Here is a 25,582-nt window from a genome sequence, read left to right as displayed (position 1 = left end):
GAGAAACTCATGCGCGATGCCGCCATCAACCTGCGGGCACTTCCCGAGCAGCGGGACCTGATTGATCAAGCTGCTCAGTTGCTCGGCAAGAACCGTTCGGACTTCATGCTCGAAGCCGCCTGCGACAAGGCGCAGGCGGTGGTGATCGATCAGGTTTTTTTCAGTCTCAACGCCGACAAGTTCCGGCAGTTCACCGCCCTGCTTGACGCGCCTCCGGACGCCAATCCTGGACTTGAGCGCCTGATGGCGGTCAAGGCGCCCTGGGAAGCCGACGCCAGCAAGGCATGACCCTTCAACTCAATCCGCCGCAGCCACTGTCGGCCGCCCATCGTCTGGATGACTTTGCGTGCGGCGAAGCCGTGCTCGACGAGTGGCTCAAGCGGCGGGCCATGGCCAACCAGTTGAGCGGGGCAAGCCGCACGTTTGTCGTGGCCGATCGGGAGCACCGCATCTACGGCTACTACGCCATGGCCGCGGGTGCTGTCTCGCGTCAGATGGCCACGAGTTCAGTGCGCCGCAATATGCCGGACCCCGTTCCGGTGATGGTGCTGGCCCGGCTCGCCGTCGATCATCGCGCCCAGGGGATCAAGCTCGGCGCTTCCTTGCTGCAAGATGCCGTCAAGCGGGCGGTGATCGTTTCGCAGAACGCCGGGGTCAGAGCCTTGCTGATACACGCGCTCCATGACCAGGCCAGGGAATTCTATGAGCACTACGGATTTCAGGTTTCACCGGCGCATCCGACGACGCTGATGCTGCGTTTGAGCGGCGTCGTTTCCTGAGCTCAGCAGCCGGCGATCTCCGACCATGAATTGTTAATGGCGTCTCTGTTGAGTTCGTATGCCGTGCTACGTCCGCCGCCAGGCGTCTTGCGCAGCACACCCAGGACGAGCAGTTCGTTGATCTCGCGCAGTGCGGTATCCGGTGAGCACTTGCCGATGGCCGCCCACTTGCTGCTGGTCAGTTTGCCCTCGAATCCCTCGAGTAGGCGGTTGAGGAGTTTCACCTGCCGCGCGTTCAGCGGTGTCGTGGCCCAGCGCTGCCAGAAGCGCGTCTTGGCCAGTACGGCGTCCACGGTCTCTTGTGCGGTGCTGACCGCGCTCCGCAAGGTTTCGAGAAACCACCTCAGCCAGTCTGTCACCTCCAGCGAAGCCTTTTGCGTGCGCTCCAGGATTTCGTAATAGTCCCGCCGCTCGCGCTGGATTTGCGCCGACAGACTGTAGAACCGTTGCGGACTACCATCGGCACGAGCCAGCAGCAGGTCGCCGAGCGCCCGCGCGATACGCCCGTTGCCGTCGTCGAAAGGGTGGAGCGTGACGAACCACAGGTGCCCCAGACCCGCCTTCAGGATCGGGTGATCTTCGGAGCCGGTGTTCACCCAGTCGATGAGGCGCCCCAATTCGGCCTCGAGCGTCCCTGCCGGCGGGCCTTCGAAGTGGACACGCTGCCGACCGATGGCGCCGGAGACGACCTGCATCGGTCCGTTCCCGTCGTCCCGGAGCATTCCCACGCGAATCGGTGAGAGTCCGCTATAGCCGGTCGGAAACAGGGCCGCGTGCCAGCCGAGCAGGCGTTCTCGTGTCAGTGCTACCTCGCAGCCTGCCGTCGCATCGAGCACCATGTCGACCACGCCTTCGACGTGGCGATCGACTGGCGTCAGCGCTCCGACGTCCACGCCCAAGCGGCGCGCGATCGACGAGCGCACGGACTCGGCGTCGAGGCGCTCACCCTCGATTTCGCTGGTCTTGAGAACATCCTCGGTCAGCGTCGTCATGCTGGCCTGATCCCGCAGTGCGATCCCCACATCGGCCAGCCGGCCAATGAGCAGACCCTGGGCGCGGCTGACGTCGGCCAACGGCCCGGCCAAAGCGGCCAGGTCGTAGCGCCAGGCCGGCCAGTCGGGAGCCTGCCAGATGTAGGTGTAATCGCCGTTGGCCATGCGGAGATTATGGCGGGCATTGCGCACAGCGGCAAGATATTCACCGCAATCGGCGCGGAGAATGCTTTCCTATTCGCCGCAGACGCCGACTGCTTCGCTGGTCAGATCATCGAATGTCACCCCATCAGACTCACGGGTGGCTTTCGGGCCGGCATAGTCCTGCCAGCGGTAGACGATCGTATCGACGTACTTCGGGTCGAGTTCCATCACTCGCGCGTAGCGGCCAGACTTCTCGGCGGCGATCACGGGGGTTCCCGAACCGCCGAAGGCAGCCAATTGGCGATGGTTGCGTTGGAGGCGCTCGTGGACTTCTGGTCGCCGACGGGTGGGAGGCCGGAGAGAAGAATGGCCAGGAGAGAGTGAAAACAGCCAGATCGCAGTCGCCGTGCGAATCACCGAAGTCCCCGGGCTTCCCCACGAACCCGCGCCAGTAAGCAAAAAAAGACCAACCCGATGAGGGGTTGGTCTTCTTGTCTGGTGGTGCGTGGTTCCCTGGAAACAAACTCGCTATCGGGGCATGTGAGTACTGGTGCGTAATTCTGCGGCGTTGTGCTCACGAGCCCTCGATCACCCGTGCCACGTCACCGTGGCACTCGGCGCATTTGCCCTCCAGCAGCAGATTACCACCCTTGATGGTTCCGGTGAAATTGGTGATCGTCACCCCTTGGCGGCAATGCCCGCACCACACATTGGCCAGCAGGCGCTGCCGAATATCGGTGGGGATGGTCTCCCAGCGCTGGCGAGCGAGGCGTGTGAAGGCAGGAAGTGACTCAACGGTCATGGCTTAATTTCTCCGGCTTTTCACGCAGCGCCACCGCTGGAATGCGCATCCAGCCAGCGTTGCCCGAGTGCGGTTAGGCGGTAACGCTGACTACGACTGTTGGGCTTGTCGGGCAGGGTCATTTCGATGACGCCCTGTTCCAGCGCTGGTGCCAAATAGGTCTTGCGGAAGTGCTCCCTGTGAGCAAGACCCACCGCATCCTGCATCGCCTGCCGGGTCATTTCACCATTCATTCGTTCTAGCAACGTCCCGACTTGCGCGGTGACTTGCGCGGTGACTTGCGCGGTGACTTGCGCGGAGTCTACTGGCGGGACAAGCGCCAGCGGATGGCGCGGCAGCCGAATCACGAACGAGAGCCGGTCGTCGTCCGTCTCGAACAGCGGCGCGGGGGAGCCGTTGGCCGCCATTTCCTTCAGAATTTTCGGGATACCGGTGGAGCGCCCTTCGGTCATCTCCAGTTCCTTCAGGAACTCCCCAATCCGCCGGTTGCGGTAGCGGCGGCTGACCGCACGCCCAGCCTGAAAGTCCTCCAGCCGGATCGACCGATCCGGGCCGGGGAAGCTCAAGATGACCAGTTCTTCGTTGCTGATGCGCACCTCAATGGGCTCGCGCTCTTCGTAAGACCGGTGATACACCGCGTTGACCAAGGCTTCTTCGATAGCGGCGTAAGGGAAGTTCCAGACCCGCGTGGCCTCCGCGCGGTCAGGATGCTTGATGACTGTCTCGCGCAGGAAATTGCGCTGAATGTAGCTCAGGGCCTCACGCGCCATCCGCGCCAGCGGCCCCTTGAAAATCTTTTCCTCGAAGCGATCACCGCCTGCGCCTTCAGGGAACCAGACCACATCGATCTGCACGCCGGGGAAAAATCGCTCCGGCATCTCATTGAAAAACAGCAGTCCAACGTTCTTCGGCCATGGTGATTCGGTGGGGCCGCCCGTCACATTCATCTGCCGTGCCAACGCCTCGACCGACAATCCCGGCGCATCTGCCGCCAGCGCACTGCCCACCTCCTGCAAAAAGGCCTGCATCAGCGGTACGGAAAGATCATCGACCCGTGCTGCCTGGTTATAACGGTCATCGAACGGGACCTTGGCCGCCAGACTCAACAATTCCTGCTCGGTCTCGCCCTTGGCCTCCACCGTGCTGCTGTAGCGCCGGATGTAGTAGCGCCACGTCTTCTTATTGGCCGTGACAGCTTCCGGTGCCTTGTAGGGCCGGTTCTGTCCGCCCGGGGCCCACAGCACGATCAGCTTGCGGCCTCCAACTTCCTCAATGCTCAAGACGGGGAAGTACGGCGGCTGGATCAATTGGCAGGCTGCCAACAATTCCTGCTGAATCTTGTCGAGCTGGTTCTCGGCCAGCCCCACCGGTGGGAACACCGGCTGGCCATTGGCATCGCAATCTTGCCCGATCACCACGTAACCGCCACCGAGGTTTTCGAAGTCGTTGGCGAAGGCACACAGAGTGCGAATGATCGCGTCCGGATTCCATCCGGCCTTGTACTCGATGCGCTCGCCCTCAACCGTGCGCTGGCGCAGAAGGTCGGTGAGGTTGATGAGAAGTTTGGTCATCCCATTAGGCCGATTTGGCAGTGATAGGCCAGCCGTGAATTGTCAGCAGACGGCTGCTGCGTGAAATATACGCTCGCGAGCCGGATGCGATCCTTCTTGAGAAATGCCCCGGTTTTGGCACGGATTTCGTCGATCTCGGCCTCTTCGTCAAAGGTGAACAGGAAGCCCTTTACTTCGACGTTTAAGTCAGTGATGCACCTCTGCGGTTTCGACGTCTCCAGTTCCCGGCCCGGTTCGACGACGTAGAACCACTGCTGTTCTCCGTCGCGCCAATCGTGCCAATAAAGGTACATGCGGCGCCCGGCCCGAAAGCGATAGAGATTCTGATGGTAGCTCAGCAATCGGCCGGCCCGGTTGCAGTTGGCCAGCCACTCGACGAGGCTGTGGTTTTTATTTCTTCGCTGTTCGAGCAGCACGTTGCGCAGGCGCTGTGTCTCGCAGGCTCGCACCGTATAGGCCTCATTTTCCTGCGGGTCGTATTCGCGCGCGCGCGGAAACGCTTCACTCAGGCACCTCGACGGCGTAACGAAAGCGTCCTTCCCATAGGTCTGCGACATCATCGCCTTGTAGTTCGGCATCGCCCCATAGCGGCCAGCGTCGGCGTCCCCTCCGGTGGCGCGACGCAACAGCACCTGCGTGAGATTGCTCCCCCCCGGGCGGTCGACCGGTTCACCCATCGTGTCGCCCACCCCGAAGCGCTTAAAAGCCACCGGGTTGTCGCGCGTGTTCTGCGGTTGCCATGGCTTTCCATCCCATCGCAGCGGCACATCCCAAATCACCAAGTTCTTGAAGCCGCTGTCGGGCAGGGCCGGTCGATGCCGGCGTATCCGCCCGGCAAACTGGAGAATGTCGCGCTCTTGTCGGCTCTCGATCACTCCCCAATCGAAATCATGATCCCGGCCGGTGGTCTCCAGGGTCGAAACGAGGATCACCGCGATGTTCAGGCACGGCGAACCGGCAACGAAATCCCGCACGAAGGGATTGGCCAGCGGCGCGAGATCGCCATTTTCTCCCTTTCGGCAAAGCATCCGGTTCAGCTGCCCGTCAATCCAGTTGCGACTTGCCAGCGACAGTCTGCCATGCAGACAAACCACGCGGATATCGAGCGCCTCGCCAGTTTTTTCCTCGGCGGCCCAGGCCGCGAGCGCCAGGGCGAAGCGCTGGCAATGCAAGACATTGACCACCTGAACGCAGCCGACGGAAAAGCGACGCTCGTCTGCCAGGGATACAGCGTTGAGCCGGTGAAGATGCTTGACGGCAGCCACCAGGGACAATAGCTGCTGCCGCTGCTCTGAGGCGGGGGAATCCGCAGTTTCTTGACGATGAATATATCCGGCAACGCGCCGTTTACCCTGTGCGCCCGAGATCTTCGCAACCGACCCGGCAAACGCCAGGTGTTCCTGCTCGAACCCTTCCGGCGAAGCGATTTTCTGGATAACGGCCGGCGTCGAATCCGAAAACCAGCCGCCGAAGATCCGTGTCTCCGCGCTGTCCAGAGCATCGCGGGATTTGACACCGGCGAGGTAGGCGCGAAAGAGAGCAAATGCGATCACTGGCGAGAGTGTCGCCGAACTCAGGGTAACGCGGCTACGCCAGAAACCCGCGGCTTCGACGAGACGGCCAATCGCCAGAAGATCCACCGGCGAATACATGTCAACCTCGTCGATGATCAGATCCGAGGAGGCCATGCGCAGCAAATGGGTCAGGTAGCTGCCGCGCCGACCGTCGGCGAGCTTCATCACCGTATCGAGCGTTGCCGCGAGCACTGGCGTGGTGATCATCCGCACTTGGCGATCGTCGAAGCACCGCAGCGTGCGCAAGCGCTCGCCGAGATCCGCTGATGAACCGCCGCCCACGACCTCGATCGCCTCCTCATCGCACTCCGGATTGCAGATCGACTCGCGGAGATCCTGCGACCTGCCCTCGATGTCGAACATCTTCTGGATCAGCGGGTCACCGATGATCGTCGCCATGTCGTCACTGCCAAACCCCATGTCGGCGAACTCGTTGCCTGACTGCAGGGTAAGCGAGCGCAAGGGCGAGGCATAGACCACGCGCAAAGCGCTCCTGAACGCTGCGGCGACTTTCAGGGCGGCGATTGTTTTGCCAGAGCCGGTCCCGGCGATCATGACGCCAAAAAAAGCGCCTTCATGAACGCCCGTGCGATGCGCGCGAATTGCGCTCGCCGCCTCGTCCTGCCACGCATATTTCGGATCCCGGCCCTTCCTGCGAAGCGCCAACGGAATTTCGCCCGCTTCCACGCCCGGCATTTCGCGACGCAGCGTCAGGATTTCCTGGGCGGCCAGGACGGCGTTGCGGCTCACCGCGATCAGGTGCGCGTGTAGCTTCTGACCGAGGGTCGGCGAACCGTCGGGGAGCACGGCCGAGTTGGCGTAGGCGTAGACCGGCGAAGGCAACCGGTCGGGTCGCTTGTCTGACGAAACCAAGTGGTCGGCAAGCTGCAGCGCCGGCCGCCCGAAAAGCCGCAGGTGATCGAACAGACAAGTCTTTGCCTCGGCAAAGCGCGGTTCGGCTAGGAGGCCGGCTAGCGATTGCAGGTCGTCGCGCAGGCGCTTCTTCCAGGCATCATGTAACCACGGCAGTCCTTCCGCAACGAGCGTATCGACCCTCAGAGCTTTCGCATCTAGCCGCGCGTGACCCGAAGAGTTGATCTCTGCCGCTGCGAGTGAGACGAGCGGATTGCCCTCGGGCAGGCGATGATGAGCGACCATCAGCCACAGCAAGCCGAAAAGCACGGGGGTTTCCTTGAGGGCACGCCGATCGGCCCCCGAGAAAATCCGTCTCTCGTCGATATCTTCGCCCTGCTGGTTCCCCGCGTGGTGCTTCGCCGCCTGCGCGTGCAGTGACTTGCGAATCCTGTCGTCGAGTTCGTCGTTGTCGATCGCCGCGATGAAGGAAGCGACCCATTGCCCGTCGTCGCCAGAGCCATGGAGCCAGCCCAGCATCATGGCGCTGGCCGCTTCGTGGCGAAAGGCTTCCTGGCTGTTCTCGTTGCGAATTACCTTCTGAAACGCGCTGTTCGCCTTACCGATGTCGTGCAGGAGCCCGGCCAGCGAGACCAGCCTCGACATCAGCCGCACGGGGTAGGGCAGGTCGGTGTCTTCCTTGCGCAACTTCCTGGCGGTCCAGCCCGTGGCGCAGGCACCACCGGTGGTGAAAGCGCGCTTGTTGCCGATGATCCAGGCGACCACCCGCGCGCCATCGCCGGTGATGCGGTGGCACACGACCGAGGTGTGTCGCGAACTCGCCCGGTTGAGAAGCGCCTTTACGGTGCCGAGTCCCTCTTGCGTCAGCGACGCTTCCCAGGCGTTGTTGCCGATCCGCGTCGCGTAGCGGTCAAGAATCCTGCGCACGCTGGCGTTGGCCTTGCCAGCACTCTCCGAAGTGAAGATCACGTTCACCGGACCTCCACGGCCACCGCCTTGATGGTTTCGAACATGAATTCCATGGCGTTGAGCCGGCGGATTTCGCGCAGGCATTCGCTCCGGAACTCCTGATCGGTATGGCCCTCAGCAGCGCACGCGAAAGCCAGGGGCATGATGATTCCATCCTTGACGAGGTCGGCGGTGTCGAAAACCAGCGCACCGCGCCGCGTCAGGCCGTGCGATACAGGCAGCGAATGCGGGATGCCCAAGACCCAAAGCACTGTCGCCGCCAGACCGTAGGCCAAGTAGTTGCCGTGGTCGAGAAACGAATTGGCGAGGTCCCCTCCGTCACGCTTCCCCTGCTCGCGGGAAAAGCCGGACAGACCAAAAGCCTTGGCCAGAATGGCGTACATCTGCTTGGCGCATTGCGCCTCGGCTTCCATGATTGCCTGCGCCGATGCCGCGGCGGCAATCGCCGAACGGAAGCGAGTGGTCATTGGCTGCGGCGACGCGCCAGCTTCGGCAACGCGCTTGATCCTGCCCCATGCGGCATCGACGAAGTTGCAGCGCGCGATGGCCATGCGCCGGGCCATCACCAAGCGCTTTTCCGGTACAAACCACTTGCCAACCCATCCCTGGAGGTATTCGGTGGGCCGATACTCCGATTGAGACGCCAGGAAAATCGGGGTGCCGCCCCCACCGGCGAAAGCCAGCATCACGCCATCCTCGGACAGCCGTCGCGCGGCCGCCTGGGTGATCGAAGTGCCTGCTCCGAGTAGCAAAACCGAAGTGTTGCCGGTAGGAATGTTCCAGTAATAGGTGCCCGCACTTTCCTGGTCGACCGCGTAGTCAACCCGGTCGTCGCGCATCATCACCCGGCAGTGTTCGAGATAGAAAATGCCCTCCCGTTTCGAATGAAGGATGGCGATCGATTTATCGAAACGTTTGGACATAAGACTCCGACAGCCGCCATCTCGGCGGTGAATTAACTCTTACAAACCATTTTCTAAGCCTCCAATTCAGGGCAGGTCCCGAGCGGAAGATACGTCTTGCAAGGCAACAGACTGCCGCACGCTAACGTGCCGCCACTATACACGGTCCTAAAAAAAACTATCCATGGTGTGTAAAAAAGTTTTTTCAACTTTTCGCTGCAAGCGCCGTAAAATACGGCCCGTCATCAAACGATTTCGGAGATTTCAATGATCAGGAAGAATTCGGAAACTTCGCTGGCGGCAATGGTGAAGCGATCGGTTTGCACCGTCAGGAAGAAGGATCTGACCGACGAAATCCCCAGCTTGGGCTCAGCCGATTCTGGTGGGCTGGATCGCTGGGCAAGCGCGCTCTTGGCCGAGGCGGGACCCAAGGACCTGTCGCGAGAAAGCCTCGAAGCTTATTTTTCGCAATTCCCGTCGATTCTCCCGAATATCGGAACGTATGGTTTCAAACTTCCGAATCCGGAAGTTACGACGCGACCGATTTTTGCGGCCAAGCCAAATGCATCGTCTCTTCCCAAGGGGCTCATCAGTGAAGCCTTGCTGCCGCCGGGCCTGCTGTATTCGGGCGACGCCGCAAAGATACGCTTCGCAAAATTCTTGCTGGCCAGAGTGGTTCTCGACGAAGAACCGACTCGCGTTATCGATCAGTTGCTGCTCGGCGAAAACTCTGCACTAGCTGCGGCGCTGATCCGCGCCGGAATGCCGGCAAGCTGCTGCAAGGAAACCGCCGCAGCCTACCACGAGCAGCTAGGGAGTGATCTTGCCGGGACTGCAATTCACCCGCTTGGCAAACAGATCTTTTACGAAGAAGAAGGATGCGATGATGTGATCATTCTGCCCATAGCATCGGAGCCGATGATCGCCGAAATGCACAGGCAAGCACAGTCCCCTGGCCGCTGGCTTGCGTCACGAAAGCTGTGTGCGGTCGGCGGCGCAAATCCAGTTAATGGCGGCGGGCTGTGCAGCGACTTGGGAGGAGCTTTCCAGCTATTGATGGCCGAGCCCCCCGGCGCAGCGGATTCATCCCTCGCGGCGCGTATGGCACGCGGCGGGCGGGTTTACACACGCTACAGCATTCGCGGAGACAGCATTCAAACCTTCACCCGTGCTGCTCCGCTCGAGCAAATAGTTGGCAATAGCGAGCAACGCGACAAGGAACAAGCCGCTTACGGTTGGTTCGCCGAGGTGCTGATGGCGCCCTTGCTGGCGGCCGATGAACTGGTGGCTGCCGGGACGATCGCGAAAGGTGAAGAGGGGGCCATCGGAGCCTATCTCAAGCGCAATCGCGCAGACGCCATCGGCGAGGCAATGGCCCAGGCTGCGGCCATCGAAGTGTTCGACCTCGTCGCCAGGACGCACATGGGCCTCGTGCGGCACAGCGCGGACCAGAGGATTCGGGATGTATTGATTGAAAAAATGATCGAGGAACTCCTGTGATTACTGCCATTCGATTCCACGGCGTGGGCATCAGCGCGTCAGGCAGCCTGCTGACCGGTGGCGGCGCAGCGTTTCCTCGCAACGCGGTTGGCTTTGTGCATGCCCTGGAGCGTCATCTCAAGAGACAGGCGCTATCGCTCGGTGAAAACCGGCGGGTAGCGATCGGCGTCGAGAATTATTCGCTGCACAAGGGTGAAAAGAATCCCGCCACCCCGAAAATGGCTTTGTGGAAGCCGTGGAAGGGCAGGTCGGAAATGGCTCCTTCGGTGCTCGATTATGAATTGAAGTGCGACGCCACGATCACGCTGATCATCCATTCCGATGATCTACTCGACGTCGAACCCTTGCAAACTGCGCTCAAGACAGTGGTGCCATCGCTGCGCTTCGCCAATGGATCGATTTTCGTGGGGGAGCGATTTTCGCAAGTCGTTTCCGGCAGCGATGACAAAACGCTGAGCCGGGCGATCAAGGCAGTGCGCGCGTCACGCGCGCAGTTCATGATCACTCGCGACAACCTCATCACCAAGGGCCGCGAGTTCGATTCATTCGCCGATGCCCTTGCACTGTTTGATGAGACGCCACTAAGCGACGGTAGCGCGGAGGAAGGTGGCGAAGAGTCGCCCGAAGCTGTCGGCGACACTGAAGATACCAAGCGCGCAGGGAAATGGCATCGCCAGCAAGCCGGATGGGTGGTTCCCCTGGAAAGGGGATATCAGGCTGTTACCGCACCCCTTGTCGGCCGCCCCGCAGCGCGTGATCCACACATTCCCACCGTTGTTGCGACCCCTGTTCTCGGGCTCGGTGAGTTCATCACCGCCAGGCGTCTGATGCGTAATCTGGACTTTAAGGCCTTCTGGCATCCCTTTTCGGATCGCGCGGCGGGGCTCTATCTTTTCAATGCGTCGTCCTTTAATTCCTAATCGAGGTTGATCATGAGCAATGTGGCACTTCCTTCCTTTTTCTCGGTTTCCCGCGCCATACAGTACAGCAACGGCATCATGCGGGCAGTCATGGACGACGGTTCCCTCAAACCAATCGCCGTACGCGAGTTTTCGGTTCGCGGCGCCAAGTCCAGTCACGGCGACGCTTACAAGCTGGCGCGTGGGGACGCAAAAACGCTCAAGGACATCAATACGCCGAACCCGCAAAGGGTGGATGGCGCATTCCTGCCGGAAGATTCACAGCGTCTACGCCTTTCGTTTTCGATGAACGTCATCGCGATTTCGACCGATCGACAGTCGTGTAACGACTTCGCCTACACCAGCAAGATTCGGCAGTTCCTCGATAGCTTCCGCGACGCCGGCGGATTCGAGCGGCTTGCTCGCTTGATCGTCTGGCGCATTGCTGCGGCAGCCGCGCTCTGGCGCAATGGCTATGGCATCGACAAGACCGTCCTGGTCAGGGCCGAGGGCAAGGAGTGGCGCTTTGATGCGGACCACGTCTCGGCGGCAACACCCGAGGGCTTTACGGGTCCCGACGATCTCGTCGACCTCGTCGCCGGTGCTCTTGCGGATCGGCGCAGGGTACTGATGTTGTCGATTGATACGGAGGTCACTATCGGTTTCGGACAGGAGGTATTTCCGAGCCAGGAACTCGAGATGAAGAAGGAGACGAACGGAAAGAGCAAAGTCCTGTATTTCGTCCCGGATGGTGGAGTCGAAACGGCCGCAATGCATCCGCAAAAAATTGGCGCGGCAATTCGTGCGTTCGATATTTGGCATCCGGAATTCGGACCCAATGTCGGGCCGTTGTCGATCGAGCCGATGGGCTACTCACACCAGCATCAGGAGAGCTTTCGTAGCGTCGCTTCGAAGACCGATCTCTATTCGCACCTGATGGCCATCGAAGATCTTGCGAAAGAGATGAAGTCGACAGGAAGCGCAGACGATCGCTCGGTCTACCTGGCAGCCTGTCTGATGCGTGGGGGCGTCTTTTCGGCAAGCGCTGATAATGAAAAAAAGGCTGCCGACGCGAGTGCCAAGAGAGCGCTTGCCGCCGAAAAGAAAGCGGCCATGAAACCCGGCAAATCAGATGCTGACACAGCCACTGGCTTTGTCGCGGAATAGCAGAGGTCAAGCGCGTGGAGAAAGCAGCCTGCCGTTACCTTTACTTACCTTCACCTAATGAATGGTGGGAGCGCCCATGAATCCGAAGTATTACGTTGATCTCGACGCCCGTAGGGGCCCGGGACCTCTCGATCTGGGGGAGGTAAGTTTTCTGATGTCGCAGATGTTTAAAGGTACGCACCTGGCGATCGTTCAGGAGTGCGGGGAAAACGCTTCCAGCCAGAATGAAATCGCCATCGCTTTCCCGCTTGCCTGCGAGACCGGGCACGGTGGGTTGCTACGCGTATTTTCCGAAGACGAGAAGGTGCTGGGGCGTTTCTTGCGACATCCGCACATCCATCGCTATGTTCGTCACTTGGACGCTACTATCCAGGAGTTGCCTGCAATCCAGCGGTTTGCGACGTTCTCCCGAAATCGTGTTGCCGATCGCCTCTCTCCATCAGCCCGCAAGCGGGCACGGCATCGGCTGAAAGAGCTTGGCTTTGCGATTCCAGCGAAACAGGACGAGCAGCCAGGTTTTGTGATCGCTCTGCAAAGTCAGTCCAACGGGGAGACCTTTCTGCTTCGAATTCAGCGCCGCGATCTGCCGGACAGGAAAGGCGCCGACGGCGCGTTCAATGCCTATGGGCTCTCCAGAACCCATGAGGTACCGATGTTTTGAGCGAAGCAGCGATCAACGCGCTGGGTTGGCCAGAGCGTCCCCGCCCAGGAAATGTGGTGTTCTCTCCCTGATCCGTTAGTGCTCCAGGAATCAAGCACTTACGGTGTCGGGGCGAGAAAGTCACATTGGGCATCGGTGTTCAACCAAGTTGATGATTAATTGGGGAAATCGTAGTTTTTTGTTGCGGTTTGCCGCCGTGATGGCGGCTTAGAAACGGCGAGTGGGGGCCGATGAGTCGCCGGGGGTGTTTGCCGCCGTGATGGCGGCTTAGAAACCGAGCAGGCAGAAGAGGCCCGGCTTACCGACGTTTGCCGCCGTGATGGCGGCTTAGAAATCCGGGGGGTGGTAAGAGCTATGAGGCTGTCGGTTTGCCGCCGTGATGGCGGCTTAGAAATAACGCCAATTGCCGCAGTGATTATCGCTATGGTTTGCCGCCGTGATGGCGGCTTAGAAAGAACAAACGGTATCAGCTGTAAAAGAAACCTAGTTTGCCGCCGTGATGGCGGCTTAGAAACAACCGGCAACGCCGCCGGGCTTGGAACCACAGTTTGCCGCCGTGATGGCGGCTTAGAAAAAAATGTCGGCACCATTGGTCGTTCAGCAGGTGTTTGCCGCCGTGATGGCGGCTTAGAAATAGTCCAAACCCCCGCAACAGGAGACCTCCATGTTTGCCGCCGTGATGGCGGCTTAGAAAGTCCATTGCACGCCGAGCGCCCAGAGGCCGTCGTTTGCCGCCGTGATGGCGGCTTAGAAATTTTTCGCAAGTGTTCAGGCATCCACCGCATAGTTTGCCGCCGTGATGGCGGCTTAGAAATGTATGTGGGCAAGTTTGACCGACATATCAAGGTTTGCCGCCGTGATGGCGGCTTAGAAATAGTATCCACTTGGCCTTGTTAGCTGCCCTGCGTTTGCCGCCGTGATGGCGGCTTAGAAATTACAAGCCACTCGAAAACGCCAGCCGAAAGAGTTTGCCGCCGTGATGGCGGCTTAGAAAATCCGAGGTGTAGAGTACGGAGGCATCCTGTGGTTTGCCGCCGTGATGGCGGCTTAGAAACTGCCAAGTACGTGCCGATCGCCGCCCTCTCGGGTTTGCCGCCGTGATGGCGGCTTAGAAATGTGCGCGATCTCCGGCGGGAACTGGAGCAGCGTTTGCCGCCGTGATGGCGGCTTAGAAACGCAAGCGGAATGCCCAGACACGTAGCCGCCCGTTTGCCGCCGTGATGGCGGCTTAGAAAAAAGACTTCCCGACACGCATCGGAATGCAGAGGTTTGCCGCCGTGATGGCGGCTTAGAAAAATATGCGGTTAGAGCGTCCCAGCTTGCACCGGTTTGCCGCCGTGATGGCGGCTTAGAAAACAGGGCCAGACGTCCATTTCGTCCCGGTCAAGTTTGCCGCCGTGATGGCGGCTTAGAAAACAACCAGCATTTCTGCGCTGGCCATCACAAGGTTTGCCGCCGTGATGGCGGCTTAGAAATATGGCGCCGCAGGCAGCGGAACGCTGCTTGTGTTTGCCGCCGTGATGGCGGCTTAGAAAAATATGCGACGAGGCCTTGCTGAGTATTAGCGGTTTGCCGCCGTGATGGCGGCTTAGAAAACAGAAATGGCCGGTATGCTCGCGCACGACAGGTTTGCCGCCGTGATGGCGGCTTAGAAACCGTCGCCGGAAAGCTCATTCTCTACCGCCTCGGTTTGAACGCAGCGGCCCCGGCGACGCCACTACTGGTTGGTTCTGGCAAGATGACGCTCCAATGCAAAAGGACCGCCGGAGGCATGTGCCTCGGGCGGTCGGGTGAGGAAAGACGGGTTGTGTTCGACGCGGCGAGTTCGGCCGAGGTGGCCTGTCAGGTATCCGGCGTCACGCGAACGACGTTGGATCCATCGGCCAGCAGCAACGCACGTTTCCCCTGCGCCACCACTACACCGCTTCCGGCAACCGTCTTGACCGTCGTCGCAAACCCACCGCTGTTGCTGCAGTAGACAATGCCCTCCCAGTCATTCGGCACAATCACGCTGCGGTTGCCTGTGAGCGCACCGGTCGTGGTCAAGTACCGGCAACGCGCCTCTGCGGCCGTCAGCGTTACGTCGGAAGCCGCCACCGCGACACTCGCCCTGCCGGGCAGGTACGCCGGCGCGACCCACGCACGCTGATCGGTGTAACTCGTGACGGTGGCGGTACCCGTGACCGCCGTGTAGAGCGGAATCGATCCGCCGCTAAAGCCCACGGTATTCTTCGACACCACGCCCGTGCGCGTGGCCTCGATGTAATTCGTGGTCGAGGCGGTGAGGGTCAGCGCCGCAGCATTGTTGCTGATCGCCGTCAGCACGCCATCGACCATCATCACTCCGCCGTAGTAGAACCAGTTGAGTCCCGAGCACAGGCTGGCGCGCCGGCCGAACAGGGTCGCCGGGCTGCCGGCGTCGAATAGCGCATTGGCCGTCACTTCCTTGGACGACTGCGATTGCGCGATCAGGTCGAGATTCGTGGTGCTGCTGGCCATGGTCTACCTCGTGAGAGAAGTCGTAAGGGGATATCCCCGGCCGACGGTGGCCGAGATCTGAGTGAGCTTGAGATACAGCGTCGCCTGGTTGGCGCCGAAGTCACTGACCTGATCGGCGCTCGGGTAGACGCAGAAGGGCGAACTCGCCGTGATCGTCCGCTTGACCGTCGCATAGCTGCCGTCGGCATAGACCTCAATGGCGTAGGATTCAGTGGCCTCGCCGAGCGACACATCGACGTAGTCCCGCCACTCGCCGCTGTCGCGTGTGCGGCGAATCCAGGTCAGTGCCCAATCATTGCTCGAAGGGTCCCGGTCTCCGGTTAGGGCGATCGGCGACAGCGGCTTGAGATTGACCCCCTGGTACGCGAAGGCCCGGTTGGCATCGGTGCTGATGTCCCGATCAGCGGTCACTCCGCGGTAGATGTACGACAGGCCGATCGACCCGGAATTTGTCGCGATCGCTGCGACATCGGCGGTGTCGAGCAGCACCAGCGCATCCCCGACCGAATGCAGCCCCATCGCCCACTCGCTGCCGAATCGTCCGCGCAACAGATTCTGCAGCACGTAGCTCGTGCCACTCACCAGCGTGCAATCTTGCGCTGCGATGATCTCCCCCTGTGTCAGACTACTTGTCGCCTTGATAGGATCTGAACCATGGGGGCGATAGTGAGGACAAGAAGTGGCACGTTACGGACAAGCAATGAAGGATCGAGTGTTGGCGCGGCTATTGCCGCCGGAGAGTGTGGCGATAGAGGCCTTGGCGCAAGAGGTCGGCATTTCGGTGACCACGTTGGAGCGTTGGCGGGGTGAGGCGCTGACCAGGCCCGCTCGCGAGCGGGCCTGGTCAGCGGCCGGCCGGCTGGAGGCGGTGGTTGCCACGGCGGCGCTGGATGAGGCGGGACAAAGTGCCTGGTGCCGGGAGCATGGCGTTTATCCCAGCGAACTCGAACGCTGGCGGCAAGGCGCGACCGAAGCCCTTGCCGATCCCGGTGAAGCACGCGCCAGCCAGGGAGAGACGCGAGCCGACAGAAAGCGCATCAAGGAACTGGAACGGGAACTGCTGCGCAAGGACAAGGCGCTGGCCGAAACCGCCGCGTTACTGGTGCTCTCAAAAAAGCTCTCGGCGATCTTCCCGGGGGGCGCGGACGAATGATCCGTCTGGAAGATCGCCAAACTCTCGTGGCCCACATCGACGATGCACACCAGGCCGGCGCCCGGCTGGCCAAAGCGTGCGAGATCGTCGGTATTGATGCGCGTACTTGCCAGCGCTGGAAGGCGGGCGTCGGCCTGCAACGCGGCGATGGTCGGCCCCTGGCTGAGCGACCCACGCCCGCGCACGCACTGACCGAGACCGAGCGTGCCGAAATCGTCAGCGTCGCCAACGAGCCGCGCTTCGCCGCCCTGCCGCCCGCCCGCATCGTGCCTGCCTTGGCCGACGAAGGGCGCTTTATTGCCAGCGAATCAAGCTTCTACCGGGTCTTGCGCGAACACGATCAAGTGCGCCATCGCGGTCGCGCGCAGGCGCCATCCGCTACCCCCAAGCCGCCCACGACGCAGATTGCCACCGGCCCACGTCAGGTCTGGTGCTGGGATATGACCTATCTGCCCACGCAGGTCATCGGACAGTGGTTCTACCTCTACCTGATCCTGGACTTGTATAGTCGCAAGATCGTCGGCTTCACGGTCGAGGTCAAGGACGATTCCGACCACGCCGCTCACTTGGTTAAACGTACCGCTCTGGCCGAGGGAATCCATTCCCTGGCGTCCAAACCGGTTTTGCACGGTGACAATGGCTCAACCCTGAAGGCCACCACGGTCCTGGCGATGCTGCATTGGCTGGGGATCAAACCGTCGTACTCACGACCGCGGGTGTCCGACGACAACGCCTATGCCGAGGCGCTATTCCGTACCGCAAAGTACCGGCCGGAATTCCCCGCCAGAGGCTTCGAGACCATCGAACAGGCACGCCTCTGGGGAAGCGACTTCGTGCGCTGGTACAACACGGAGCACCGCCATAGCGGCATTCGCTATGTCACCCCAGAGCAACGTCATGCCGGCGACGATGAGGCTCTCTTGGCGGCCCGTCATCTGCTCTACGAAGACGCCCGTGCGAAGCACCCGGCACGTTGGAGCCGACACACTCGGAATTGGTCGCCCATCCGTGCCGTGGCGCTCAACCCGGAACAGGATGCCGTCGTGGCGGCGGCAACCAGTACGGCCAAAAGTATGCCATTGGCAGCATGAACTCAGGCGACAAGTATCTTGACATGCACCGATCTCCCAGCGCCCGTCTGCCCCGTACGCAAAGTGGTTCGCCCCGCCGAGCATCGCCAGCTGCGTCACGCTGAATAGTTCGCCTTGCGTCAGCGTCACGTTGAGCAAGTTGGCGTTGTCGATCACCCGGTGCTCCACCACCCCGATGCTGTTGGTGCAGATCCCCAGCGCCGAGCCCGGTGGCCCGAAGTCCTGCAGGCTCGCCCAGGTCGAGCCGGCATCGGTCGATTGCATCAGCGCGCCACCTCTCCATCCCGCCAGCGCGCCCGTCATCGCCACCAGGAACGACGGCCCGGACTGTGCCGCACTAACCATTGGCACGTCCATCAGCACATACTCCGACGCACCCACCGGTGTAATCGTCGTCGTCCCGCTGACCACCGGCGAAGCCCCGACCGCAGTCGGCGTGTAGATTGCTGCGTTGGCGTATTTCGCCTGGCACGCAATCCGCCCGTCGCTGGTGTAATGGATCGCCGTCATGCGCAGGCTGACGTTGCCCTCGGGAGTAACCAGCGTCACCACGTCGCCCGGCTCCAACTGGTTGTACGTCGGCGGCAGCGTCACTGACACGTCGTAACGCTCCAGCCAGTAGAGATACAGCAGCACCTCCGCCTTGCCGGCCGCCTCGGTCGCCGTCAATACGATCGGCAGATCGAGCACCAGGGCATTGATGGCCGCCGTATTGAGACGCTCTGCGTACTGCGTGCCGGCGATGTGCTCACGGTCGTAATCCAGATGCTGCACCGTCACCCGGCGCGGCAGCTGCGAATCCATCTCCCGGCTGGTCGTAATTTGCACCCCCGGCTCGTCGTCTGCGCCCCGCGCGTCGAGATCCGACGCGGGAATAGTGACCACCGACGCACCACCGCGCACCACAAACCGAATCTTGTAGCCGTGCGGCACGACATCGAACGGCCAGGCCGCCTGCAGTGGTTCGAGCGCCGCCCGGATCGCCCCGATGCTGCCGACGCGGTAACCGCGCACCGATTGAGTCAGCGATGCAACATCGATGTCGCCGCTGGTGAGCAGGCCTGATTGCAGGCACTCGGCGGAGACGATGGTGCCCAGCGACGTATCGGTCGGCGTGATGCCGCTTGTTGCAGCGGTGAACAGAAACGCCCCACCGACTTCATTGCTGAAGGACCCCCAAGCCGACCCGTTCCACCCTTTCTGGAACGAGTCCGGCCGGTGGGTCGGCAGGCCGGCGGTTGTCGTGTGCGCCTCCCAAGTCACGCCGTCCGGGCTCGTCGCCCACTGCGAGGTTCCGTGTTCGCAGAGGAAGAATTCAGCGCCGTTCCAGTTCGGATTTCGCCATCCGCCAACCCCGAGACAAGGCGGAAGATTGACCCATGCACTCCAACTGACACCCGAGTCGGTCGATACGGCCACTTTGCCCGTACGGGTGCTCTGGTCAAATGCAGCCATCAGCAACGATGATCCGAAGGCACAGATCCCGTAGATGTGGGAAACGCCAGCAGGTACGGCCTGTTCCGACCAAGTACCCACGCCTGTGGTCGATATGAAGATCCGCGGCACCGCCCCCACGTTCCCTCCGACGATGAATACCGTGCCGTTATGGCACGGTTGCGAATGGCCACAATCGAAGTTCGGAACAATCCAGCCGTAGTTGACGAGCGCGAAATTGGCATCCAGAAGGACTGAACGTGTTCCAGCCGCGCTGTTGCCATCCGTGCCTTGTTGACCCTCGATGAATAAAACGCCGCCGTTGCCAGGAACGATCCATTTCAAAGTCCAGCGGCCGAATGACCCACTCCAGCGAACCACCCAATTCACCTTGTCGCTGGAGGTCGCGACGCCTGCGCCCGAGAACCCGGGCGTCGTCGGCGCGCTGGCGATGTACACCCCCTGATGATAGAGAATCCGGGACCATGAGCGCGCGGGCATGGTGGCGATTTGAGTCCATGACCCCATGTCCGGCGAGGTCACCATCCTCGCCGTTGAGGTGTTGAGCAAGATCACGCCGTACCAATCCACACCATCCCACAAGGGTCCCGAGTGGGACGTCAGGCTCGGCAGAGAAAAGAACGTCACGTCGGCAGGCCCGCCGACCACGCCTTGCTCTACCAGTTCGACCTTGACCTGCGCGCCAGCCAGACTGTTGGCGTAGCGCTCCAGCGCCAGGTCGTAGAACACGAGGTAAGCGAGCCCGCGCCAGGCCGGCGTATTGGCGACACCGAGCGTCGCCTGCATGCGCGCATCGGCCGCCTGGGTGTCAGTGCCGAGATAGAGCTGGAAACCGCTGGCCGCCGCGTTACTGGCCGCGAGCGTATCGGGGTCCGAAGAGCCCGCGTCGTAGATCAGATCCGGACCGACCCAGATCCGGCGCACGCCGACAATCGGCCCCTGGCACAGGCCGACGGCAAAGGTCGCCGAGTAGGTGTAGGTGCGCGTGGTCGTCTTGCCTCCGCCGCCCTTGCCGCCAGACTTCTTCTTGGTGACCGTTTCCTTCAGCCGGTTGTTCTCCAGCCAGAAGACGTTGCCGTTGACCGTCACCGTGCCGTAGACGCGCGGGATGACCGCGCCGTAGGTGCTGGTCTGGACCGACAGGTCGTTGAGCCGCGGACCATTGACGGTCGGGCCCTTGGGCGGATCGAGGTAGCCGCCGAGCGTCATCCCGATCTGCGCCCCGTACAGCGCGCCGCTGGGGGTGCCGCCACCCAGGAAGAAGCCGGCCACCGCCCCGACGAGTCCGCCGGCCACCTGCCCGCCGCTGCTCATTCGATTCCCCGAAAGCGATAGACGCGCACGATGCGCGCCGCCCACATGCTGGACAGCCGGTGCTCGCAGCACTGGCCCACCGATTCATAGGCATGGATCAGGGTGTCGCCGGCGGTGATCGCCAGGTGCTGCGGGTCACCCGCAAAGCGCATCAAGAGCAGATCACCGGGAAGCCGGTCGTCGACCCTAGCGACGCGCTCCAGACAGGGCTGGCTATCGAGCGACTGCTCCAACTGGCCGTTGGCCGGCGTGCGCCCGTAACCGGACAGGTCGAGATGCCCGACGCCGATCTGGCGCGCGACGTGGATCGCCACCCCGGCACAGTCCAGACCAAAACCGAGCAGCCGCCCCTGGTGGCGAAACGGCGTGCCGAGGCACTGCCGCGCGGCAGCAAGAATATCGTCGGCCGTCATCAGCCGCCCTGTCCGACCTGTGCATAGGTGCTGCCGGTGGGAATCCACGGGAAGCCGCCGAAGTTCGCCACGTTCGAGAAGGTTACAGAGCCATTCCAGCGTGCCTGGCAATCGGACAATCGCTTGCGGCAGCCGCGCACCATGCTGTAGGCGTTACCGGCCACCGGCAGGTAATAGAACGGCTCGAAAGTGGTGATCACCCCACCCGCAAAACTCTTGATCTCCAGCGCTTTCAGCCCGGCATTCGGCCCGCTGGTGAATTGGATCGTGCCCGCGCCGAAGGTGTCCGCCGCTTCCGTTCGCGCGGACGCGGTGAACACCGAGGCACTGGTCACACTGGTCAAGGTGCCGGTGACGGTGTTGGCCGCCAGCGACACGCCGCAGCCGGCGTACTCGGTGCCGCAGAACAGCTTCGGGCACTGCGCGCCGTAGGTTTGGCCAACGGTCTGGTTCAGCGCGTCGATCAGCGACACACCGCCGATCTGGAAGCGGTGGTCGAGCAGGGTCGCCTTGCCGAAGAGTCCGGCGACGACCGGCTCCTGGTCCTCGACCGGCGCCGCCCAGGAGGTTGCGAAGACGTAACAGCGCGCGCCGTCGAACAGGCCGCTGCCGACGGCCGTGCGCGACAGTCCGGACGCCCCGGCAATGCCCTCGATGTCGACCGACGCCGGCGAGAATCCGGCGGTCGCCGACTGGCCGGTGAACTGGTAGCCCGCCGTCGACAGGTAGGTGTGCCCGCTCATCACCAGATCCCGAGGGTGGTCGGTCAGATAGATCGGCGACCCGGTGACCGGAACGATGCGCAGGCACTGGGTGCGGTAGCGGTAATCAGCAACGACGGATTTCATGGCTGCAGTAGCTCGATGATGTCGATCGATCCGCAGTCGCGCATGGACGTGCTCAAGGCGGTAATCTCGATCGAGGAATTGAAGCGACACGGCAGGTCGAATTCGCAGCCGGCCTTGATCACTTCGGTGGTCGGCGCCGGGGTGATGGTCACGCGCCCGGTGGTGTAATCGACCGACACGCCCGAACTGAGCGTGACGCCGTTCTTCGAGACGAGCACCGTGCCGGCGACCGGCTTGTACAGATTCCGGTACGGCAGGCCGATACCGAGCGGCGTCGCGCCGCTACCGTAGCCCTTGATCAACTGGTACACCCCGTTCGAGATCTTCGGCAGCACCCAGTCGGTGGCCGTCGGCGCTCCGGTGTGATTGTTGGTCGAGAAATCGTCAGCGCAGCGCACCCGAAAACCCGCGAACTTGCCGTAAGCGCGGTGGTAGAGCGCCAGCACCCGCGCGGCCAGGTCATCCCGGAGCAGCGTGTAATTGATCGTGAAGCGCCGGGCCGGAAAGCCGTGGATCAGTCGCCGATACTCGGCGCCGCCGGCCGTGGTGGTGATCTCGACGGCGTACTCGTCGGCATAGCTCGCCCCCATGCGCACATCGACCGGTAGCCGCTCGGAGAGAAATTCCGGCATGTCGGCCCCTATGCAAAACGCTGCGCGCGGCTGATCGCAGCGAGCACCTCGCGGCCGACCTGGCCGCCCGCACGGCGCAGCTCGGCGGCGTTGGTCACACCATGGATATTGACGGTGACGCTGGTCGAGCTCCCGCCGCGCACCCCGAGTTTGCCGTCGGAACCGCGCGCGAGCGGCAGGATCGCTTCCGGCCCGGCTTCGCCCATCACGCCCGCACCGGCGGCGAACGCGAAGAGGCGCGGGCTGCTGACGATCTGGCCCGAGAACCGCGAGAGGCTGGGCGAGCGATACACGCCGCCATCGGCATTCGGCAGCAGGCCACCGAGCACTTTGAAAGCGCCGCCCAGCAGCCCGTCACCGACGCCACCCTTGGCGAGATCGCCGAACAGTCGCTTGCCAAGATCGGCGGCGACCGCCTCGGCGATCATCCGCTGGATCGTCTCGCCGAAGCGCTTGAGCATGCCGCTCATGCCGTCCTTGAACGGGTCGAAGAGGAAATCGGCAAAGGCTGACTGGATGTTCGTGGCGGCAGATTTGGCGAACTCGTCCATCACGTCGCTGGTCTCCTTCGCCTTCTCACCCATCCGGATGAAACCTTCGCCGGCTCTGGACGCAGCGCGCCCGAAGGTGTCCATGCTGATCGCGCCGGCGTCGAGCAGTTCGACCAGGTGCATGACTTCGGCGTCGAGCGCTTCAACCGGCGTGCGCACCGACTCGAAGACGCGCCGCCCTTCGGCGAAGACCGCCAGACGTTGGCGCTGCACCTCTGCCTCTTCCTCGGCCGCAGTCTTGGCGGCCTTGATCGCGTCCAGCGTTTCGGCGTAGCCGCGGGCGATCTCGAGGTTCGCCGCGGAGGCGGTCCTGTATTTGCCGTCGGCAATCGCCGCCTCGAGCTTCTCGACTTCGGTCAGGTTCTGTGTCGCGCGAATCTGGTCGCGCAACTGATCGACCAGCCGCTGGCCATCGTCGATCGCCTTGGCAGCGCGCCCGCCACCGGCGGACTTGATCTTCGGGACGTTGAAGTTGGGCGCGGCGGTCTTGGCCGGCGACGCCAGGCCGCGCCCGCGGCCTTCGTTGCTGTAATCGCTGAAAGCCTGCCCCGCAGACTTGCCCGCCGACAGGACGCGCGCCGACCACGCGTCGATTGCCTTGCGACTCTTCTCGGCGTCCTCGCGCATCGCTTCACCGATGTTCGCAAAACCCCGAAAATCGAGTTTGGACAGAGCGACCATCTGCGCCGCCATGCCGCCGATCTCGGTGCCGATCGCCTTGAAGACGTAGGCCACATTCCCGCCCACGACGATGAACGCCCGAAACACATCCGACAGTGGGCTGAACGAACGGCTGGCGCCGACGCCTTCTTTGGCGATGTCGACCAACGAATCGGCTAGTTCGTTGAGTACCGGCAGCAACTCGGCTGCGGTCTGCTTGGCAATCGATCCGAGCGCCGCATTGACCCGCGTCATCTGGTCGTTGAAGCGCTCCGCGGCCTGCGCGGTTTCCGTCGAGATGACGACGCCGAGCCGGGAGGCTTCGTCACCCATCTCTTTCAAGCCTTGCGATCCGGCATTCAGCAGCGGAATCAGGTCCGCACCGCTGCGCCCAAAGATCGCCTGCGCCAGGGCGGCCTTGGCGGCCGAGTCCTCGTAGCCGGCGAACCGGTCGGCGACGTCGTTGAGCACGTCGCCCGAACTGCGCAACTTCCCGGCCGAATCCACTACCGAGACGCCGATGGCCCTGAACGCGTCGGCCACCTCTCCTGTACCGCTGGCGGCTTCGGCCATATTCTTCGAGAGCTTCTTGAGACTCGTGGCCAGCGCGTCATTGCTGACATCCGCCAGGCTGCCGGCGTACTGCAGGCGCGCAAGATTCTCGACCGTTTCGCCCGTACGCTGCGAGAGTTTCGACAGACCATCGGCGGCGTCGATCGACGACGTGACCATCGCTGCCATGGCGCCGACGGAGAACGCGCCGGCGAGACCGGCGAAGGCGTTGGCGATGACCGACGAGGCCCCGGCAAACGCGCTCTCCATGCGCTTCGCGCTCCTCTCGGCCAGGCCGGAAACCCTGCCGAGGTCGCGCTCGATGTTCGCCAGCTTGGCGATGATGTCGATGGTGAGCGTGGCGAGGGCCATGATTCAGTCGTTCCCTTGATCGTTCTGGTGGTCGCGGATGGCAACCAGCTGGGTGATGAGGGCTTCGGGGTCGGAGACGCCGAGGAGATCAATCACGATCGGTAGCGCCGACCAGTCGATGCCGCCCATCAGGTTCCAGGCCTGGACCGCGGTGGCGACGGGCAGCGGGGTGGTCTGATTGCCTGGCTGAAGTTGCGCCGGAAGATCGCGCGCGCTCAGCCAGGCGCTCAGTTTTTTAGCGCGTCCTTGATCTTCAGGACATGCGCCTCGAAACCCTTGACGACCGCGTCGGCGATGCCGGCGAAGAGGTCGGGGCGATCCGACAGCCACTCGGCGCAGGCCTCCGCGTCGAAGGGCAGCGGATGCGGGTCGCCGCCGGGGATCAGATCGCCCTCGGTGACGTTCTCCCAGCCGATCACCAGCGAGAGGATGCCGCGCGCGGCGGACTCGCCCCGAATCTTCTCCTCGCGTTCGAGCGGGGTTGGGCGCAGGACCGTGAACACGAAGCCCCCGGTCTCGACACGCAGCTCGCGCGCCTTGCGGATCTTTGCGGAGAGGGCGCTCATGACGCGTAGTAGCTCGGCGTGCCGGACAGCGTGATGACCGTCGGCGTGGTCACCAGCGCCTGCGCCTGGCCACCCGGCAGGAGCTGGCCGGCCGGGTAGCCGTTGAAGCACATGATCGGACCACCGGCGCCGAAGGTGAATTTGACGGCCCGCTTGGTCTGCGTGTCCGAGGCCGCCTTGATCGCCAGCAGACCGGCGTCGCTGATGTCCCAGACGTTGGTGAAGGTGTACACACCGGCCGTCGGCGTGCCCGGGATCTGCGTTTGTTGCGCGGCGTGAATGGTCGTCGTCGGGATGAAGTCGAACTCGCCGCCGGACGGACTGACCTCGGTCGCCGTGGTGACGCTGACCCCGAAGCTGATCTTCTGCGCGCTGCCGCTGGTGAAAGTGTCGAAGAGCGTGGTATCGATGCCTTCGAGGGTGAAGCCGGCCCCGGAGACCGCCTTGACCCGGGCGACCCGGTCATTGAGTTGCCACATGCCCTCGACCGCGAGCAGCACGAATTCGCCATTGGCGAGGGTATTGGTCGCGGAGACGACACCTTCCGTGGCTTTGGTGACGGCGGTAATCGTGATCGCGGCGCCCAGCGCCGACTGCAGGGCGACGGCGACGTTCGACCACTTGCGGGGATTGGACATGGCAT

Annotated in this window: 22 protein-coding genes, 1 pseudogene and 1 CRISPR repeat array; of the genes and pseudogenes, 7 read left to right on the top strand and 16 right to left on the bottom strand. The window is 62.4% G+C overall.

Features of this window, described 5'->3' with window-relative positions:
- Positions 1–9: 9 nt before the first annotated feature.
- Positions 10–288: a DUF1778 domain-containing protein gene (locus QZ634_RS11730; protein WP_291988544.1), complete on the top strand. Its 279-nt coding sequence runs from the start codon at positions 10–12 to the stop codon at positions 286–288.
- Positions 285–779, top strand: a complete 495-nt coding sequence (locus tag QZ634_RS11725) for a GNAT family N-acetyltransferase (protein ID WP_291988542.1) — start codon at positions 285–287, stop codon at positions 777–779. Before QZ634_RS11730 ends, QZ634_RS11725 begins: the two co-directional genes overlap by 4 nt.
- A gap of 2 nt (positions 780–781) precedes the next feature.
- Here the strand turns inward: QZ634_RS11725 and QZ634_RS11720 are convergent, their stop codons facing one another.
- From QZ634_RS11720 to cas1f, 6 genes are all read right to left on the bottom strand, one after another.
- Positions 782–1,936 (bottom strand): Fic family protein, encoded by a 1,155-nt coding sequence (locus QZ634_RS11720; protein ID WP_291988540.1) that lies wholly within the window; start codon positions 1,934–1,936, stop codon positions 782–784.
- Between the two features lie 69 nt (positions 1,937–2,005).
- Positions 2,006–2,182, bottom strand: a complete 177-nt coding sequence (locus QZ634_RS11715; protein WP_366145389.1) for a hypothetical protein — start codon at positions 2,180–2,182, stop codon at positions 2,006–2,008.
- A gap of 307 nt (positions 2,183–2,489) precedes the next feature.
- A complete protein-coding gene (locus QZ634_RS11710; protein ID WP_291988539.1) occupies positions 2,490–2,717 on the bottom strand; it encodes a hypothetical protein in 228 nt (75 codons plus the stop codon).
- Between the two features lie 20 nt (positions 2,718–2,737).
- On the bottom strand, positions 2,738–4,288 hold the full coding sequence (locus QZ634_RS11705) for a Fic family protein (protein WP_291988537.1): 1,551 nt from the start codon (positions 4,286–4,288) through the stop codon (positions 2,738–2,740).
- The gene (locus QZ634_RS11700) at positions 4,285–7,710 is read right to left on the bottom strand and encodes a CRISPR-associated endonuclease Cas3'' (RefSeq protein ID WP_291988535.1); all 3,426 of its coding nucleotides are present in this window, start codon (positions 7,708–7,710) and stop codon (positions 4,285–4,287) included. Before QZ634_RS11700 ends, QZ634_RS11705 begins: the two co-directional genes overlap by 4 nt.
- On the bottom strand, positions 7,707–8,627 hold the full coding sequence (gene cas1f / locus QZ634_RS11695; RefSeq protein WP_291988533.1) for a type I-F CRISPR-associated endonuclease Cas1f: 921 nt from the start codon (positions 8,625–8,627) through the stop codon (positions 7,707–7,709). Before cas1f ends, QZ634_RS11700 begins: the two co-directional genes overlap by 4 nt.
- Positions 8,628–8,873: 246 nt before the next feature.
- On the opposite strand from cas1f, the gene QZ634_RS11690 reads away from it, so the two are divergent.
- The 4 genes from QZ634_RS11690 (at position 8,874) to cas6f (ending at position 12,833) form a co-directional block, all read left to right on the top strand.
- Positions 8,874–10,106 carry a hypothetical protein gene (locus tag QZ634_RS11690; protein ID WP_291988531.1) on the top strand — a complete coding sequence of 411 codons (1,233 nt, stop codon included), beginning with the start codon at positions 8,874–8,876 and terminating at the stop codon, positions 10,104–10,106.
- Positions 10,103–11,026 (top strand): type I-F CRISPR-associated protein Csy2, encoded by a 924-nt coding sequence (locus QZ634_RS11685; RefSeq protein ID WP_291988529.1) that lies wholly within the window; start codon positions 10,103–10,105, stop codon positions 11,024–11,026. Before QZ634_RS11690 ends, QZ634_RS11685 begins: the two co-directional genes overlap by 4 nt.
- A 12-nt stretch (positions 11,027–11,038) precedes the next feature.
- Positions 11,039–12,172, top strand: coding sequence for a type I-F CRISPR-associated protein Csy3 (csy3, locus tag QZ634_RS11680; RefSeq protein WP_291988527.1), 1,134 nt, complete (start codon positions 11,039–11,041; stop codon positions 12,170–12,172).
- 76 nt (positions 12,173–12,248) lie between these two features.
- A complete protein-coding gene (cas6f, locus tag QZ634_RS11675; protein WP_291988525.1) occupies positions 12,249–12,833 on the top strand; it encodes a type I-F CRISPR-associated endoribonuclease Cas6/Csy4 in 585 nt (194 codons plus the stop codon).
- Positions 12,834–13,019: 186 nt separating this feature from the next.
- A CRISPR array of direct repeats spans positions 13,020–14,488; the repeat unit is 28 nt; unit sequence GTTTGCCGCCGTGATGGCGGCTTAGAAA.
- Between the two features lie 187 nt (positions 14,489–14,675).
- Here the strand turns inward: cas6f and QZ634_RS11670 are convergent.
- Both QZ634_RS11670 and QZ634_RS11665 read right to left on the bottom strand, forming a co-directional pair.
- Positions 14,676–15,332 carry a hypothetical protein gene (locus tag QZ634_RS11670; protein WP_291988523.1) on the bottom strand — a complete coding sequence of 219 codons (657 nt, stop codon included), beginning with the start codon at positions 15,330–15,332 and terminating at the stop codon, positions 14,676–14,678.
- Between the two features lie 3 nt (positions 15,333–15,335).
- Positions 15,336–15,914: a hypothetical protein gene (locus tag QZ634_RS11665; protein ID WP_291988521.1), complete on the bottom strand. Its 579-nt coding sequence runs from the start codon at positions 15,912–15,914 to the stop codon at positions 15,336–15,338.
- A 97-nt stretch (positions 15,915–16,011) separates the two neighbouring features.
- Here QZ634_RS11665 and QZ634_RS11660 point away from each other — a divergent pair.
- Positions 16,012–17,576, top strand: a protein-coding gene (locus QZ634_RS11660; RefSeq protein ID WP_291986322.1) for an IS3 family transposase whose coding sequence is annotated in 2 segments (ribosomal slippage) — positions 16,012–16,453 and positions 16,453–17,576 — 1,566 coding nt in all. Because the reading frame shifts where the segments join, the coding sequence is not laid out codon by codon here.
- 510 nt (positions 17,577–18,086) lie between these two features.
- Here the strand turns inward: QZ634_RS11660 and QZ634_RS11655 are convergent.
- The 8 genes and pseudogenes from QZ634_RS11655 to QZ634_RS11620 form a co-directional block, all read right to left on the bottom strand.
- A pseudogene (locus QZ634_RS11655) lies at positions 18,087–19,031 on the bottom strand (phage tail protein); the annotation flags it as partial.
- Positions 19,032–20,341: 1,310 nt separating this feature from the next.
- Positions 20,342–20,758, bottom strand: coding sequence for an NlpC/P60 family protein (locus QZ634_RS11650; protein ID WP_291988519.1), 417 nt, complete (start codon positions 20,756–20,758; stop codon positions 20,342–20,344).
- A complete protein-coding gene (locus QZ634_RS11645; protein WP_291988517.1) occupies positions 20,758–21,606 on the bottom strand; it encodes a DUF2163 domain-containing protein in 849 nt (282 codons plus the stop codon). The genes QZ634_RS11650 and QZ634_RS11645 overlap by 1 nt, the downstream gene beginning before the upstream one ends.
- Entirely contained in the window at positions 21,603–22,238 is a 636-nt protein-coding gene (locus tag QZ634_RS11640) for a DUF2460 domain-containing protein (protein ID WP_291988515.1), read from the bottom strand. The genes QZ634_RS11645 and QZ634_RS11640 overlap by 4 nt, the downstream gene beginning before the upstream one ends.
- Before the next feature lie 8 nt (positions 22,239–22,246).
- The gene (locus QZ634_RS11635) at positions 22,247–24,373 is read right to left on the bottom strand and encodes a hypothetical protein (RefSeq protein ID WP_291988513.1); all 2,127 of its coding nucleotides are present in this window, start codon (positions 24,371–24,373) and stop codon (positions 22,247–22,249) included.
- A 3-nt stretch (positions 24,374–24,376) separates the two neighbouring features.
- The gene (locus tag QZ634_RS11630) at positions 24,377–24,502 is read right to left on the bottom strand and encodes a hypothetical protein (RefSeq protein WP_291988512.1); all 126 of its coding nucleotides are present in this window, start codon (positions 24,500–24,502) and stop codon (positions 24,377–24,379) included.
- A gap of 98 nt (positions 24,503–24,600) precedes the next feature.
- Positions 24,601–24,939, bottom strand: a complete 339-nt coding sequence (locus QZ634_RS11625; protein ID WP_291988510.1) for a hypothetical protein — start codon at positions 24,937–24,939, stop codon at positions 24,601–24,603.
- Positions 24,936–25,577: a phage tail tube protein gene (locus QZ634_RS11620; RefSeq protein ID WP_291988507.1), complete on the bottom strand. Its 642-nt coding sequence runs from the start codon at positions 25,575–25,577 to the stop codon at positions 24,936–24,938. Before QZ634_RS11620 ends, QZ634_RS11625 begins: the two co-directional genes overlap by 4 nt.
- Positions 25,578–25,582 lie beyond the last annotated feature (5 nt).

Source organism: Candidatus Accumulibacter sp. ACC007, assembly GCF_907163205.1.
GTDB classification, from domain to species: Bacteria; Pseudomonadota; Gammaproteobacteria; order Burkholderiales; family Rhodocyclaceae; genus Accumulibacter; species Accumulibacter regalis.
The sequence above is the reverse complement of the archived record's forward strand: the minus strand, read 5'-3'. Positions and strand labels throughout refer to the sequence as shown.

Bases quoted from the DNA above. Each gene is read 5' to 3' on its own strand.
- QZ634_RS11710 (WP_291988539.1), bottom strand. From the start codon at position 2,717: ATGACCGTTGAGTCACTTCCTGCCTTCACACGCCTCGCTCGCCAGCGC.
- QZ634_RS11635 (WP_291988513.1), bottom strand. From the start codon at position 24,373: ATGGCCCTCGCCACGCTCACCATCGACATCATCGCCAAGCTGGCGAAC.
- QZ634_RS11620 (WP_291988507.1), bottom strand. From the start codon at position 25,577: ATGTCCAATCCCCGCAAGTGGTCGAACGTCGCCGTCGCCCTGCAGTCG.
- QZ634_RS11650 (WP_291988519.1), bottom strand. From the start codon at position 20,758: ATGACGGCCGACGATATTCTTGCTGCCGCGCGGCAGTGCCTCGGCACG.
- QZ634_RS11645 (WP_291988517.1), bottom strand. From the start codon at position 21,606: ATGAAATCCGTCGTTGCTGATTACCGCTACCGCACCCAGTGCCTGCGC.
- csy3 (WP_291988527.1), top strand. From the start codon at position 11,039: ATGAGCAATGTGGCACTTCCTTCCTTTTTCTCGGTTTCCCGCGCCATA.
- QZ634_RS11690 (WP_291988531.1), top strand. From the start codon at position 8,874: ATGATCAGGAAGAATTCGGAAACTTCGCTGGCGGCAATGGTGAAGCGA.
- QZ634_RS11705 (WP_291988537.1), bottom strand. From the start codon at position 4,288: ATGACCAAACTTCTCATCAACCTCACCGACCTTCTGCGCCAGCGCACG.
- QZ634_RS11730 (WP_291988544.1), top strand. From the start codon at position 10: ATGCGCGATGCCGCCATCAACCTGCGGGCACTTCCCGAGCAGCGGGAC.
- cas1f (WP_291988533.1), bottom strand. From the start codon at position 8,627: ATGTCCAAACGTTTCGATAAATCGATCGCCATCCTTCATTCGAAACGG.
- QZ634_RS11670 (WP_291988523.1), bottom strand. From the start codon at position 15,332: ATGGCCAGCAGCACCACGAATCTCGACCTGATCGCGCAATCGCAGTCG.
- QZ634_RS11630 (WP_291988512.1), bottom strand. From the start codon at position 24,502: ATGGGCGGCATCGACTGGTCGGCGCTACCGATCGTGATTGATCTCCTC.
- QZ634_RS11625 (WP_291988510.1), bottom strand. From the start codon at position 24,939: ATGAGCGCCCTCTCCGCAAAGATCCGCAAGGCGCGCGAGCTGCGTGTC.
- cas6f (WP_291988525.1), top strand. From the start codon at position 12,249: ATGAATCCGAAGTATTACGTTGATCTCGACGCCCGTAGGGGCCCGGGA.
- QZ634_RS11720 (WP_291988540.1), bottom strand. From the start codon at position 1,936: ATGGCCAACGGCGATTACACCTACATCTGGCAGGCTCCCGACTGGCCG.
- QZ634_RS11640 (WP_291988515.1), bottom strand. From the start codon at position 22,238: ATGCCGGAATTTCTCTCCGAGCGGCTACCGGTCGATGTGCGCATGGGG.
- QZ634_RS11725 (WP_291988542.1), top strand. From the start codon at position 285: ATGACCCTTCAACTCAATCCGCCGCAGCCACTGTCGGCCGCCCATCGT.